Source organism: Pseudomonas sp. S09G 359, from assembly GCF_002843605.1.
Taxonomy (GTDB): domain Bacteria; phylum Pseudomonadota; class Gammaproteobacteria; order Pseudomonadales; family Pseudomonadaceae; genus Aquipseudomonas.
This window is the reverse complement of record NZ_CP025263.1, coordinates 282735-296862: the sequence shown is the minus strand read 5'-3', so window position 1 is coordinate 296862 and position 14128 is coordinate 282735. Positions and strand designations below refer to the sequence as shown.

The following is a 14128-nucleotide window of genomic DNA, read 5'->3' as shown; positions in this document are numbered from 1 at the left end:
AGAACCGCATGAGCAGCCTGACCGTTACCCCATTAAGCACCGCCCTGGGCGCCCAGATCAGTGGCGTCGATATCACTCAACCGTTGAATCTGGAACAGCGCGACGCCATCGAACAGGCGTTGCTCACGCACTCGGTGCTGTTCTTTCGAGGCCAAGCGATCACGCCGCAGCAACAGGCGCGATTCGCGGCGAATTTTGGCGACCTGCATATTCACCCGATCTACCCCAACGTGCCGGAACAGCCCGAAGTGCTGATCCTCGACACCGCCGTGACCGATGTGCGCGACAACGCGGTCTGGCATACCGACGTGACCTTTTTACCGACCCCCGCCCTCGGCGCGGTGCTCAGCGCCAAGCTGCTGCCGGCGTTTGGGGGTGACACGCTGTGGGCCAGTGGCATTGCGGCCTATGAGGCCTTGTCCGAGCCGCTCAAGCGCCTGCTGGATGGCCTCACCGCGACTCACGATTTCACCAAGTCCTTTCCGCTGGAGCGCTTCGGCAACACCGCAGAAGACCTGGCGCGCTGGGAAGAAACCCGCAAGAAGAACCCGCCGCTGTCGCACCCGGTGGTGCGCACGCATCCGGTCAGTGGGCGCAAATCACTGTTTGTCAGCGACGGCTTCACCACCAAAATCAACGAGCTGGAACCAGCCGAGAGTGAAGCGATTCTGAAGCTGCTGTTCGCCCACGCGACCCGGCCGGAGTTCACCATTCGCTGGCGCTGGCAGGAGCATGACGTAGCGTTCTGGGACAACCGCGTGACGCAGCATTACGCGGTGGATGACTACCGGCCGCAACGGCGGGTGATGCATCGGGCGACGATTTTGGGGGACATCCCCTTCTGAAGCCTGGCATAAATCAAATGTGGGAGGGGGCAAGTCGAATCGTCGCACCGCCCCTCCCACATTGACCGCGCTTACTCAGCGGTAGATGGTTTTTCCCACAAGTTAATCCCGCCTTCCTGCGCAAACCGATCGATCTCCGCCAGTTCTTCCGCACTGAAGCTCAAGTTCTTCAACGCGCCGACGTTCTCGATGATCTGCTCCGGCCGGCTCGCGCCGATCAGTGCGCTGGTCACCCGTGGATCACGCAGGGTCCAGGCCAGGGCCAGTTGCGCCAGGCTTTGGCCACGACGCTGGGCAATCTCATTCAGCGCACGCACGTGGGCGATGTTGGCTTCGGACAAGTGCTTGGCCTGCAGCGAGCCACCGCCCGGGCGATTCACCCGCGCATCGGCCGGTACGCCGTTGAGGTACTTATCAGTCAGCAACCCTTGGGCCAACGGCGTGAACGCAATCACCCCGGCACCGAGTTCTTCGGTGGTGTCCAGCAGGTCTTTTTCCACCCAGCGGTTGAGCAGGTTGTAAGCCGGTTGGTGGATCAGCAGCGGCACTTTCCACTCTTTGAGCAGGGCGGCGATTTCGCGGGTTTTTACCCCGGAATAAGACGAGATACCGATGTACAACGCCTTGCCTTGTTGCACGGCCGTGGCGAGCGCGCTGGCGGTTTCTTCCAGCGGTGTGTCGGCGTCAAAACGGTGGGAGTAGAAAATATCCACATAGTCGACGCCCAGGCGTTGCAGGCTCTGGTCCAGGCTGGCCAGCACGTATTTGCGCGAGCCGCCGCCCTGCCCATACGGGCCGGGCCACATGTCCCAGCCGGCCTTGCTGGAGATGATCAATTCGTCGCGGTAATGCTTGAAGTCTTCGCGCAGCAAACGGCCGAAGTTGATCTCGGCGCTGCCGTAGGGCGGGCCATAGTTGTTGGCCAGGTCGAAGTGGTTGATCCCCAGGTCGAACGCGGTGCGCAGCAGGGCGCGCTGGGTGTCGATCGGGGTGCTGTCGCCAAAGTTGTGCCACAGCCCCAGGGACAGTGCAGGCAGCACCAACCCACTGCGGCCTACGCGGCGATACGGGATAGATTCATAGCGGTTTTCGGCAGCAATGTAAGTCATCGAATCCTCTCTTGGACGTAGGCAAATAAGGCCTGGGAATAAGGTTATTCCCAGGCCTTTTAACCAGCTGAATCGCTTAAGTCTGCCCTTCCGTTTTACAGCAATTTCCTACCAGAGTGGAACGACATAGCTGACATAAAAGCGGTTTTCATCTTGCACGGTAGCGCCGCTGATATCCGGGCTGGCGTGGGCGTTTTTCCAGGTCACGCCGAGACCTTTGAGGGTGCCGGTCGGCACTTGATAAGCCACGGCGACGTTGCGTTCCCATTCGCTGGTGGTGCCTTGGGCGGTGCGGATGTCATCGCCATGGGCGTAGGCAGCGGAGAACGTCAGGCCGTTGAGGCCGAGCTTGCCCAAGTCATATTTGTATTGCGCCAGCCAGGTGCGTTCGCCGGCGTGCTGGAATTTGTTCAACTGCATGTTGGTCAGCGCGGGGGTGTCGGCGCCCGAGCCTGGACCCTGGCGGTTATCGCCGCTGTTGAGGCCGGAGTCGAGGTACGGGAAGTCGCTGTCGCCGCTGTTTTTCTGGATGCCCAGGCCAACGGTATGGCCGTCCAGGCTGTAGCTTTCCAACAGACTGACGGTGGACTGGTTGATGCGCCCCTTGTTCACGCCGTCGCCGTACAGGCCGGCCGCCGCAAAGTCTTTGTCGCCATCGGCGTTGCCGCCCACACCCAGGCTGCGGAACACACGCAGGTCAGTGTCGATCGCGCCGACCGACAAGGCGTCGTGGCGCTTGGCGCCGAGGAAGAACTGTTGGTAGTAATCCTCAAGGTTGGAGTACCACAGGCTGACCGTGGTGTTGTGTATGCCGGTGTAGTCCGCCCCGCCGAACAGGAAGCGATCGCTCTCTTTGGTGCCACCGGCCGTGATCATGCCCTGGTCACCGGTTTCGTTGCGGATCTTGGTCTTGAGGATATCGCCGCCGGTGAAGGTAAAGTCGGTCAAATCCTTGGACACCAACTGCACGCCGGTATTGGTCTGCTGATACAGGCGGCCATCGGTGTTGGCCAGCACCGGGTTGTTGCCATACAGCGTACCGATGCGCAATTCATCCTTGGCAAAGCGCATCTTGAATGTCGGGCTGAGCACGCCGAACTGGTCGGCGGACTTGCCGTTGTCCAGCGGGAACATGCTGCCCGGGTAGCGGCTTTGGTGATCCTTGTCGTTGAGGTCGCCCCCGGAATCGAGTTTCAACCCGTAGAACGCCTGCAGATCCAGACCGAAGCCAACCGGCCCTTCGGTGTACCCGGACTTGAAGTTGAACTCGAACCCCTGGCCCCAATCGCGAATGCTGTGGGCCTTGGCATTGCTACCCACCACGTCACGCCCCTGCTGGTTGAGATAGCGATTGAGCAGGGTCACGTCGGCGTGGCTGTCATCGATAAAATCGGCATGGGCGGACAGCATAAAGCTCGCCATGGCGGCACCCACCATGGGGCTTAATAACGTCTTCATTGTTACCGGTCTCCGTCACTGTTCTGAAATGAAAGCGTCAAACGCTTCACACAATTACGCAGTGGCCAGATGACAGTTGCGCGTCAAAACGCGGCATGAACGGATGAAATTAAATTTAAGAAACCCTTCTATTACGCGGCTTAGCGGGCATTTTCGAAAATTTCGGCGAGCCAGTCGACGAATACTCGCACCCTCGGCGACATGTGTCGGTTCTGCGGGTAAAGCACCGACACCGGCATCAAGGGTGGCGGCGTTTCTGGGAGAATTTCACGCATCACGCCCTGCTCGATCAACTCGGCCATACGGTAATGCGGGCACTGGATAATGCCCAATCCGGCCACCGCACTGGCGGAATAAATCTCCGCGCCGAACACCGACAGCGCACCCTCGATACTCACTTCCTGCAGCTCGCCGTTGACCATGAATTCGAACGGAAACAGCTTGGCCGTGGTGCGCGAAACGTAGTTGACCGCGCGGTGTTGACTCAACTCGGCAAGGCTTTTGGGTTCGCCGTATTTGTGCAGGTAGGCGGGGCTTGCACACGTCACCTGGCGCAGGTTGGCGACGCGTCGACCGATCAGCGCGGAGTCGCCCAGCGTACCCGCGCGCAGCACGCAGTCCACGCCTTCGGCGATCAGGTCGACAAACCGATCCGCCTCGCTGATTGACAGCTCGATGTCCGGGTAACGCGCCATGAATTGCGGCAGCGCCGGCACCACAAAATACTTGGCCAGGGTGCCGTGCAAATCCACGCGCAAACGGCCCTTGGGCGCGACGCTGCGAAACGCCAATTCGGCTTCTTCCAACTCCGCCAGCAACTGCACGCAGCGTTGGTAATAAGCCTCGCCATCCAGGGTCGGGCGCACACGACGGGTGCTGCGCTCCAGCAGGCGCGTGCCCAGCCAGGCTTCGAACGTGTTGAGGGTGTGGGTCAGGGTCGCGCGGGGCAGGTTCAAGTCATCGGCCGCGAGCGTGAAGCTCGAACGCTCGTAGATGCGCACAAACACTTTCATTGCTTTGACTTGATCCACGCAGCGCTCCGATTGTTGGCGATTATTGAACAGTCAAGGCAACTCTGGCGCATTTATCGGCTTGGGTAAACATGTGAATCTGCTGTCACACCCACCGCAAGGAACCTTGATCATGGCCACCCAAGTCGCAATCATCACCGGCGCCTCCCGCGGCATCGGCGCCGTCATCGCCAAACAACTCGCCGCCGACGGTTACGCCGTGGCCATCAACTTCGCCAGCAGCGCCACCGAGGCGTCGAAGCTGGTGGTAGAACTGCGCCAGGCCGGTCACCAAGCCATAGCGATCCAAGGCGACGTGGCCAAACCCGCCGACATCAAGCGCCTGTTCGACGAGACCGAAGCTCAGTTGGGCAAGGTCGATGTGCTGATCAACAACGCCGGCATCCTCAAGACACTGCCCCTGGCCCAGCACAGCGACGAGCTGTACAACCAGAATTTCGATATCCACACCCGTGGCACCTTCAACGCCCTGCGTGAAGCCGCCACGCGCCTGAATGACGGCGGGCGCATCGTCAACTTCTCCAGCAGCACCGTCGGCCTCAACTTCCCCGGCTACGCGGTTTACATCGCCAGCAAGGCGGCGGTGGAATCCCTGACCCAAGTGTTCGCCAAGGAAATGCGCGGCCGCCACATCACCGTCAACGCCGTGGCCCCAGGCCCGGTGGCCACCGAGTTGTTCCTGCACGGCAAGAGCGAAGAGCAGATCCAGGGCCTGGCCAAGATGCCGCCGCTGGAGCGCCTCGGCCAACCGGAAGATATCGCCCGCGTAGTGTCGTTTTTGGTGAGCCCGGCCGGTGGTTGGGTCAATGGGCAGATCATCCGCGCCAATGGCGGGTTGGTCTGAATCCGGCCTGCAGCCAAGGAGCGTTCTCATGCCTCGTCCCGACCTGTTGATCCCCGCACTCGCGCCGCTTTACCGCGCCGCCGAACCCCTGGCCTACGCGTTGCTGCGCGCTGGCTTCGGCGTGATCATGCTGACCCACGGCCTGCCCAAGTTGCTGGGTAACGCCCACGGCTCGATGGCCGACCCGATGGCGGCCTCGATCAACCTGATCCAGAACCGGCTGCACCTGCCGCAGCCGGAACTGTTCGGCCTGCTGGTGGCGTTACTGGAAGCTGTTGGCGGGCTGTTGCTGATCCTTGGCCTCGGTACGCGCCTGATTGCGGCGATGATGACCGTGCAGATGCTGACCATCACCTGCCTGCTGGGCCCGACCTGGCCGTGGATCGACCGTGGCATCGAGTACCCGGTGCTGATGGCGCTGCTATCGTTCTACCTGGTGTTTCGCGGCGCGGGCCGCTACTCCTTGGACAATGCGCTGGGCAAGGAGCTTTGAAACATGCACACCACCCTCGTGATCAGCGCAGGTTTGATCCTGCTCGCCCTGATACTGTTTCTCGGGCAAAGGCTGGGCGTCAGCCGTCACATTCTGGCCTACTGCTTTGTGGGGATCTGGTCTGTCGCTGCCGTGGTCAACGGCGCAGTCGGGGTAGTCACTGCCGGCCAGCCCCTGGTATCGGAGCTGGTGATCGGCAGTGTGGTATTTGGCATACCCATGGTGGCCCTGGCCCTGGCGATCAGGGCCTGAGCCCTAGCGCACCAAGTGCAGGAACTGCAGGTGCCGCTCGTACTGGTCGAGGATGTCGTTGATGATCTGCTCCTTGGTGTAGCCCACTAGGTCGTAGTCCTGGCTGCCCTCACTCAAGTGCACTTCCGCGCGGTAGTAGCGGCGGTTGTTGAGCTCTTTGGAGCCCATGCCGCCACGGGCGAAGGACGGTGTGAAGTAGCCGCGCATCTGCACCTGGTAGATAAACGGGTGCTCCTCGCCATGCCCGATTTCCAGGCTGACGCTGTCGTTGGCCGGGTCCGGCTGGGTGACCACACTCAAGCCTTTCTCAACGAACACCGCCGTCACTTCTTCAATCGCCGGGCGCACCGTCGATTCAAGGAAACGGTACACCTCATCGCGCGATGGGAAGTGCACGGCCTGGCTCAAACGCTGGCGCCAGCCACCTTTGCCTTTGCGCGAAGCCGAAACCGGTGCCAGCGAATGCAACTGGGCGATCTGCTTTTGCGACTCCAAATGGAAAGCCTTGTGCAGCCCCCACATCATCAACAGCAAAATCAGCGAGAACGGCAACGAGGTCAGCACCACCGCTGATTTGAGCGAGTCGATACTGCCGGCAAACAACAACGCACTGGTGACCAATGCCGTCATCGCGCCCCAGAACACCCGCAGCCATTTCGGCCCGTCTTCATCGGCATTGCCGCCCTTGGACGACAGGGTGGACAGCACCACGGTGCCCGAGTCCGCCGAGGTGACGAAGAACACGAAGCTGATGAACACGGTGACCGCGATCACCGTCTTGCTCCATGGATAGGTTTCCAGCAGCAGGTAGAGGCTCATCGAAGGGTCATCGATGGCCGACTGACCCAATGCCGCCATGCCGTGGTTGAGCACCTGGTCGATGGCGCTGTTACCGAAGATCGACATCCACGCCAGGGTGAAGCCCAACGGAATCAGCAGCACACCGAACACGAATTCACGGATGGTACGGCCACGGGAAATCCGCGCAATAAACAGGCCCACGAACGGCGACCATGCGATCCACCAGGCCCAGTAGAACACGGTCCAACCGCCCAGCCAGTCGCTGGGTTTGTCGTAGGCGTACACGTCGAAACTCTTGGTCGGCAGCGCGCCCAGGTAGTCGCCGATGTTTTGGATCAGGGTGTTGAGCAAGTGCTGGGTAGGCCCGGCGAACAACACGAACAGCAGCAGCGCACAGGCCAGCAGCATGTTGATGTCGGACATCACCCGCACGCCCTTGTCGACGCCGGCCACGGCGACGATGATCGCCGCGCCCATCATCAGCGTGATCAAGCCCACCTGGATCCACTGGGTGTGGGCAATGCCAAACAGGTAGTCCAGGCCGGAGTTGAGGTGCAGCACGCCGAAGCCCATGTCGGCACCCAGGCCGAACACCGTGGCGATAATGCCAAAGCCATCCACCGCATAACCGATGGGGCCGTTGATGCGCTTGCCGATCAGCGGGTACAGCGCCGAGCGCAACGCCAGCGGCAGGTTATGCCGATAGGCGAAATACGCCAGGGCCATGCCGACAAACGCGAATACGCCCCAGCCATGCAGGCCCCAGTGCAGAAACAGAATCTGCATGGCCTGGCGCGCAGCGTCGGCGTTCATCGGCGCGCCCTGGGGCGGTTGCACCAGGTGCGTCAGCGGCTCGGAGACGCAGAAGAAGAACAGCGTGATGCTGATCCCGGCCGCGAACAGCATGCCAGCCCAGGACAAGTAACTGAATTCGGGCTCGTCGTGGTCGGCACCGAGTTTTATCTTGCCGTAGCCCGATAGCGCGGTGACCACCACGAAGACCAGATACAGGGTCATCGCCAGCATGTAGTACCAGCCGACCGTATTGGCCGCCCAGTTTTGCGCGGCCAGCAGCCAGGCGCCGGCCTGTTGCGGGATCGCGATGACAGTGAGGCCAAACAGCAGGATTGCGGTGGCCGCAAAGTAGAAGACCGGCGCATTCATGCGCACTTGGCCGCTGGGTGGGGTGGACGATGCACTCATGAACGATGCACCCCGAGGGTTGGGAATGTGGCTGTAAATAACGGACTCAGCAAAGGTAAGCCTCCTGTTGTGAGCGGGCAGCGAACCACCGGTTTAACTTGAACGAACATTCAAGTTAAACATGGATAGGCGGTTTTGGACTAATCGCAGGGCTGAGTGGTAGACAATTCCTACACTAGCTCAAGGAAAGGTATGACGGGTAAGGGAGGCAAATCGTTCAGCGATTACGGGTTGGATTTGGAATGCAGTCAAAATGTGGGAGGAAGCTTGCCCCCGATGGCGGTGCATCAGTATCAGGTGAGCTGACTGACACTCCGCTATCGGGGGCAAGCCCCCTCCCACATTGGATTTGTGCAGGTTTTTTACTTCTGCGCGCCATCCTCGAGCTGCAAGTTCGCCTGCGTGATATTCGCCGCCGCCGGCACGCTGCGGGTCAGCCACACGTTGCCGCCGATGGTCGAGCCCTTGCCGATGGTGATACGCCCCAGGATCGTCGCCCCGGCGTAGATCACCACATCGTCCTCGACAATCGGGTGGCGCGGATGGCCCTTCTGCAATTGCCCATCCTCATCCGCCGGGAAGCGCTTGGCGCCCAGGGTCACGGCCTGGTAGATGCGCACACGCTCGCCGATGATTGCGGTTTCGCCGATGACCACACCGGTCCCGTGGTCGATAAAGAAACTCGGGCCGATCTGCGCGCCGGGGTGGATATCGATACCGGTGGCCGAGTGCGCGATTTCCGCGCTGATCCGCGCCAACAGCGGCAAACCCGCGCGATACAGATGGTGCGCCAGGCGATGGTGAATCACCGCCAGGATCCCCGGGTAGCACAGCAGCACTTCATCGACGCTGCGCGCGGCCGGGTCGCCGTGGTAGGCGGCCAGCACGTCAGTGTCCAGCAGGCTGCGCAGGGACGGCAGGGCCAGGGCGAAATCCTGGATCAGGCGGATGGCATGGGCGTCGACGGCGCTGTCGTCCTGGCCGCCTTGGCGCGCGGCGTAGCGCAGCTCCAGGCGTGCCTGTGCGAGCAAGGCATTGAGTGCCACATCGAGGGTATGGCCGACGTAGAAATCTTCACTTTCTTCGCGCAGGTCAACCGGCCCCAGGCGCATCGGAAACAATGCGCCGCACAGCGACTCAAGAATCTGCGCCACCGCTTCGCGCGACGGCAACTCACGGCCGCCGTGCTCGCCGCTTAAGCGGCCATTGCGCGTTCGCCACTGGTCCCGGGCGCTACGCAGTTGGCTGACGATGGTCTGTAATTGCCAATGGCTGGAACGCTCACTCACGGTATTCACTCCTGACGAAATGGCCATCACTTTACGGTATGCACCCTGGCGGCCCTTAAGAACCAATGGTGTGATGCTAAGAACCATCCGACATAAGCGATTGTCAGTTGCCCGATGAAAAGTGCCTGCCTATAGTCGGCCCATACTCAATCAACCGTGCGTAGCCATGATCAAACAACAGCTCGACCGTTTTAACCGCCTGGAACTGCTGGGCGGCGCCACTGCCCTGGAAAAACTTGAGCGGCTGTCGGCCTGGTTGGGCAGGGATATCTACGTCAAGCGCGACGACACCACGCCCCTGGCCATGGGCGGCAACAAGCTGCGCAAGCTCGAATACCTGGCGGCCGATGCCGTCGCCCAGGGCGCCGATACCCTTGTCACCGCCGGTGCCATCCAGTCCAACCACGTGCGCCAGACCGCGGCCCTTGCCGCCAAACTCGGCCTGGGCTGCGTCGCCCTGCTGGAAAACCCCACCGGCACCGACGACCCCAACTACCTGGGCAACGGCAACCGCCTGCTGCTGGAGCTGTTCGACGCCAAGGTAGAGCTGGTGGAAAACCTCGACAACGTTGACGACCAGCTCAATGCCCTCGCCGACCGACTGCGCAGCAACGGCAAGAAACCCTACCTGGTGCCCATCGGCGGCTCCAACGCGCTCGGCGCCCTCGGCTATGTGCGCGCCGGGTTGGAACTGGCCGCGCAGATCGAAGACAGTGGCCTGGAGTTCGCCGCCGTAGTGCTGGCCTCCGGCAGTGCCGGCACGCACAGCGGCCTGGCCTTGGCATTGAGTGAAGTGCTGCCAAACCTTCCGGTGATTGGCGTGACCGTCTCGCGCACCGACGAAGCCCAGCGCCCGAAAGTCCAGGGGCTGGCCGAGCGTACGGCCGAGCTGCTCGGTGTGGATATTCCCGACGCCTTCAAGGTGATCCTGTGGGACGAGTATTTTGGCCCGCGTTATGGCGAGCCGAATGCCGGTACCTTATCGGCGATAAAACTTCTGGCGAGCCAGGAAGGTCTGTTGCTCGACCCTGTTTATACAGGCAAGGCCATGGCCGGGTTGCTGGATGGCATCGGGCGCCAACGCTTTGAGGACGGCCCGATCATTTTCCTGCACACCGGCGGCGCGCCGGCGCTGTTTGCCTATGACGCAGTGTTTAACTGAATACACATTGGGCCCGTTTAATATTTCCAAATGGAATATTAAAAAAGATTTATATTATTTTCAAGTCTTAAAAACTGTCTTTATAGTCGCGCCGTAGGCGAATATGTTGGCGATACAAACGACGCGGTCAGCGCTTGATCACCGCGTCGATACATTCGCGAGCAAGCCCGCTCCCACACACCGCGCTTTTAAGGCAGGATACGACTACTGCGTCACCTGCTTCGCTCAACATAAAAAACACAGGGGCTCTTCATGACTATTTCTGTACTGCGTCGCACATTACTCGTTGGTACTTTGGGCCTGGCGCTCGGCGCCGGCATGCTGGGCCAGGCCGTTGCCGGTGAGCAACTGGGCAACATCAAAAAGGCCGGCGAGATCAAGATCGGCCTGGAAGGCACCTACCCTCCGTTCAGCTTTGTCGATGAAAGCGGCAAGCTCAGCGGTTTCGAAGTTGAGTTGTCCGAAGCGCTGGCCAAGGAGCTGGGCGTGAAGGTCAAGCTGCAAGCCACGCCATGGGACGGCATCCTCGCCGCCCTGGAATCCAAGCGTCTGGACGCGGTGGTCAACCAGGTCACCATCTCTGAAGAGCGCAAGAAGAAGTACGATTTCTCCAAGCCTTACACCGTATCCGGGATCCAGGCGCTGGTACTGAAGAAGAACGTCGACGCGATCAAGACCGCCGACGACCTGGCCGGCAAGAAAGTCGGTGTGGGGCTGGGTACCAACTACGAGCAATGGCTCAAGGACAACCAACCCAAAGCCATCATCAAGACCTATAACGATGACCCAACCAAGTTCCAGGACCTGCGCATCGGCCGTATCGACGCCATCCTGATCGACCGCCTGGCCGCCCTGGAATACGCCAAGAAAGCCCCGGACACCGCCGCTGCCGGCGACGCTTTCTCGCGCCAGGAAGCCGGGATCGCCCTGCGCAAAGGCGAGCCTGAACTGCTCGACGCCGTGAACAAGGCCCTCGACAAACTGCGCGCCGACGGCACCTTGAAGAAGCTGTCCGAGAAGTACTTCAACGCTGACGTCACTCAATAATGGAAGCAGGTTTCCAACTCGCGCTGGACTCCGCGCCCTTTCTGCTCAAGGGCGCGTACTACACGGTGATTCTTAGCCTTGGCGGGATGTTTTTCGGCTTGCTGCTGGGCTTCGGCCTGGCCTTGATGCGCCTTTCGCGCTTCAAGCTGGTCAGCTGGATCGCCCGCGTCTACGTGTCGTTCTTTCGCGGCACGCCCTTGCTGGTACAGCTGTTTTTGATCTACTACGGCTTGCCGCAAGTGGGCATCGAGCTGGATCCGATCCCGGCAGCCATGATCGGCTTTTCGCTGAACATGGCTGCTTACGCCTGTGAAATCCTGCGTGCCGCCATCAGCTCCATCGAGCGCGGCCAGTGGGAAGCTGCAGCCAGTATCGGCATGACCCGTGCGCAGACCCTGCGCCGGGCCATCCTGCCGCAGGCCATGCGCACGGCTTTACCGCCGCTGGGCAACAGCTTTATTTCGCTGGTCAAGGACACGGCGCTGGCCGCCACCATCCAGGTACCCGAACTGTTCCGCCAGGCGCAATTGGTGTCGGCGCGTACCTTTGAAATCTTCACCATGTATCTGTCCGCAGCCCTGATCTACTGGATCCTGGCGAGCATCCTGGCGCATTTGCAAAATCGTCTGGAAGACCGGGTCAACCGGCATGACCTGGAGTCTTGAAGCATGATCGTGGTTGAAAAACTGACCAAACAATTCAAGGGTCAGGTGGTGCTCAACGGCATCGACCTTGAGGTCAAGGCGGGCGAAGTCGTCGCCATCATCGGCCCCAGCGGTTCCGGCAAGACCACCTTCCTGCGCTGCCTGAACTTCCTCGAGCAGCCTACCAGCGGGCGCATCAAGGTCGGCGACATCGAGATCGACAGCAGCAAACCGATCAACCAGCAGCAGAGCCTGGTGCGGCGCTTGCGCCAGCACGTGGGTTTTGTGTTCCAGAACTTCAACCTGTTCCCTCACCGTACCGCACTGGAAAATGTCATCGAAGGGCCCACCGTGGTCAAGAAGATGCCACGCCAGGCCGCTGAGGCCCTGGGCCGCAAGCTACTGGCCAGGGTTGGCCTGGCGGGCAAGGAAGACGCCTACCCACGGCGCCTGTCGGGCGGCCAGCAGCAGCGCGTGGCGATTGCGCGTGCATTGGCCATGGAGCCGGAGGTGATTCTGTTTGACGAACCCACCTCGGCGCTGGACCCGGAACTGGTGGGCGAAGTGCTGGCGACCATTCGCAGCCTCGCCGAAGAAAACCGCACCATGGTCATCGTCACCCACGAAATGAGCTTTGCCCGGGATGTGGCCAACCGGGTGATCTTTTTCGACAAGGGCGTGATCGTGGAACAAGGCGAAGCCAAGGCGTTGTTCGCTAACCCCAGGGAAGAGCGCACCAAGCAGTTCCTGAGCAAATTCCTCGCGCACTGACACCGCTTAATTGTAGCGAGGGAGCTTGCTCCCGTTGGAGTGCGAAGCGCTCCCAAAAATGCTGGGGCCGCTTCGCAGCCCAACGGGAGCAAGCTCCCTCGCCACAAATCAGTGTTCCTACGGGAAGTCCTCGCACGCAGTCGTAAAACACCCCGCCGCCGCCCTCTTAAAATCCCCTTCCCAGTCAGACCCTTCTGAATCCGCGCCAACCCGCCGTTTAGCCCTTTGCCGCCATTGACGCTCCTTGGACAACCCTCTTATCTAGCACTCAGAGGATTGGATCCTATCCCGGCTACTCACTGAATCGTTTCTTTCGGCCCCCTTGCGCACCCGCGCCAAAGGCCCGGAACGATTGCTGCTGGCTGCATCAAGGAGATTACTTATGACGCGTATGCTCACCGCCCCCACGCTGCCCCAGGCCATTCGAAACGGCATCAATGCCCTTGCCGCCACCCACCTGCAGGTCGACATCGACCCCTATCCGGGCATGGGTGAAGGCGACCTGATCGAGCTGTTCTGGAACAACTGCTTTGCCGCCTCACGGCGAGTGACCGCCTGCAAAATCGGCCAGCCTACGCACCTGCGCATTCCGGAGAGCTTTGTGCAAGATGGTCCGGCACGGGTTCACTACCAGGTCATGCAGATCGGTCATGGCCCGGTGCGCTCGGCCGTGACGCGGGTACGGGTCAAAACCAGCCACCCGGGCGGCTACCCATCGGACCTGTACGGCGACGAAAACCAGCACCTCCCGCCTGTCGGCCTACCCGAGACGATCCGTCGCCATGGCGTCAACAGCAGCCAGGTACGGCGCGGTATTCCCCTGACCATCGAACCCTACCCGAACATGGCCACCGGCGATGCCATCACCCTGCGCTGGGGTGACGTACGCATGGACCTGCCGAAAATCATGGCCAGGGGCGTCGGCCTGGCGGTACAGGTGTGGGTACCGTCAAAGGTCATCGTTGAAGCCGGCGACGACTGCCGGCTGGAGGTGACGTACTGCATTCTGGACCGCGTCGGCAACAATTCACGCTGGGCGCCAGCCCGTGCATTGCACATTGCCGCCTGGGTACCCAGCCGCAAGGCCGAGGCCGCGCCGAGCTATCGACCGCGGCCCCTCGGCTCACCCTGCGAACCTGGGTAACAGACCTTCTATGCATATTCCCAAAAGTTAGTTTA

General features: G+C 61.0%; 14 protein-coding genes. 9 read left to right on the top strand and 5 right to left on the bottom strand.

Annotation, left to right across the window (positions count from 1 at the left end; translation table 11 throughout):
- Positions 1–8: 8 nt before the first annotated feature.
- On the top strand, positions 9–845 hold the full coding sequence (gene tauD / locus CXQ82_RS01325) for a taurine dioxygenase (RefSeq protein ID WP_101265442.1): 837 nt from the start codon (positions 9–11) through the stop codon (positions 843–845).
- 71 nt (positions 846–916) lie between these two features.
- Here tauD and mgrA read toward each other — a convergent pair whose 3' ends face one another.
- From mgrA to CXQ82_RS01310, 3 genes are all read right to left on the bottom strand, one after another.
- Positions 917–1954 (bottom strand): L-glyceraldehyde 3-phosphate reductase, encoded by a 1038-nt coding sequence (gene mgrA / locus CXQ82_RS01320; RefSeq protein ID WP_010214105.1) that lies wholly within the window; start codon positions 1952–1954, stop codon positions 917–919.
- 108 nt (positions 1955–2062) lie between these two features.
- Positions 2063–3391 (bottom strand): OprD family outer membrane porin, encoded by a 1329-nt coding sequence (locus tag CXQ82_RS01315; RefSeq protein WP_101265440.1) that lies wholly within the window; start codon positions 3389–3391, stop codon positions 2063–2065.
- A 161-nt stretch (positions 3392–3552) separates the two neighbouring features.
- On the bottom strand, positions 3553–4443 hold the full coding sequence (locus CXQ82_RS01310) for a LysR family transcriptional regulator (protein ID WP_101265438.1): 891 nt from the start codon (positions 4441–4443) through the stop codon (positions 3553–3555).
- 112 nt (positions 4444–4555) lie between these two features.
- On the opposite strand from CXQ82_RS01310, the gene CXQ82_RS01305 reads away from it, so the two are divergent.
- The 3 genes from CXQ82_RS01305 to CXQ82_RS01295 are packed head-to-tail and all read left to right on the top strand — an operon-like array spanning position 4556 to position 6032.
- Positions 4556–5287 carry an SDR family oxidoreductase gene (locus tag CXQ82_RS01305; RefSeq protein WP_101265436.1) on the top strand — a complete coding sequence of 244 codons (732 nt, stop codon included), beginning with the start codon at positions 4556–4558 and terminating at the stop codon, positions 5285–5287.
- Between the two features lie 28 nt (positions 5288–5315).
- Positions 5316–5780 carry a DoxX family protein gene (locus tag CXQ82_RS01300; RefSeq protein WP_101265434.1) on the top strand — a complete coding sequence of 155 codons (465 nt, stop codon included), beginning with the start codon at positions 5316–5318 and terminating at the stop codon, positions 5778–5780.
- A 3-nt stretch (positions 5781–5783) separates the two neighbouring features.
- Positions 5784–6032 (top strand): hypothetical protein, encoded by a 249-nt coding sequence (locus CXQ82_RS01295; protein ID WP_101265432.1) that lies wholly within the window; start codon positions 5784–5786, stop codon positions 6030–6032.
- A 3-nt stretch (positions 6033–6035) separates the two neighbouring features.
- Here CXQ82_RS01295 and betT read toward each other — a convergent pair whose 3' ends face one another.
- Together betT and epsC are read right to left on the bottom strand one after the other, a co-directional pair.
- Positions 6036–7997, bottom strand: a complete 1962-nt coding sequence (betT, locus tag CXQ82_RS01290) for a choline transporter BetT (protein WP_164444845.1) — start codon at positions 7995–7997, stop codon at positions 6036–6038.
- 401 nt (positions 7998–8398) lie between these two features.
- Entirely contained in the window at positions 8399–9325 is a 927-nt protein-coding gene (gene epsC, locus CXQ82_RS01285) for a serine O-acetyltransferase EpsC (protein WP_101265428.1), read from the bottom strand.
- Between the two features lie 166 nt (positions 9326–9491).
- On the opposite strand from epsC, the gene CXQ82_RS01280 reads away from it, so the two are divergent.
- The 5 genes from CXQ82_RS01280 to CXQ82_RS01260 all read left to right on the top strand — a co-directional run bounded on the left by CXQ82_RS01280 (position 9492) and on the right by CXQ82_RS01260 (position 14093).
- Positions 9492–10487, top strand: a complete 996-nt coding sequence (locus CXQ82_RS01280) for a D-cysteine desulfhydrase (protein ID WP_101265426.1) — start codon at positions 9492–9494, stop codon at positions 10485–10487.
- Between the two features lie 252 nt (positions 10488–10739).
- Positions 10740–11534 carry a cystine ABC transporter substrate-binding protein gene (gene tcyJ, locus CXQ82_RS01275; RefSeq protein WP_101265424.1) on the top strand — a complete coding sequence of 265 codons (795 nt, stop codon included), beginning with the start codon at positions 10740–10742 and terminating at the stop codon, positions 11532–11534.
- Positions 11534–12199 carry a cystine ABC transporter permease gene (gene tcyL / locus CXQ82_RS01270; RefSeq protein ID WP_101265422.1) on the top strand — a complete coding sequence of 222 codons (666 nt, stop codon included), beginning with the start codon at positions 11534–11536 and terminating at the stop codon, positions 12197–12199. The genes tcyJ and tcyL overlap by 1 nt, the downstream gene beginning before the upstream one ends.
- Positions 12200–12202: 3 nt before the next feature.
- A complete protein-coding gene (tcyN, locus tag CXQ82_RS01265) occupies positions 12203–12949 on the top strand; it encodes an L-cystine ABC transporter ATP-binding protein TcyN (RefSeq protein ID WP_101265420.1) in 747 nt (248 codons plus the stop codon).
- A 382-nt stretch (positions 12950–13331) separates the two neighbouring features.
- Entirely contained in the window at positions 13332–14093 is a 762-nt protein-coding gene (locus CXQ82_RS01260) for a hypothetical protein (protein ID WP_101265418.1), read from the top strand.
- The last annotated feature ends 35 nt before the right edge of the window (positions 14094–14128 follow it).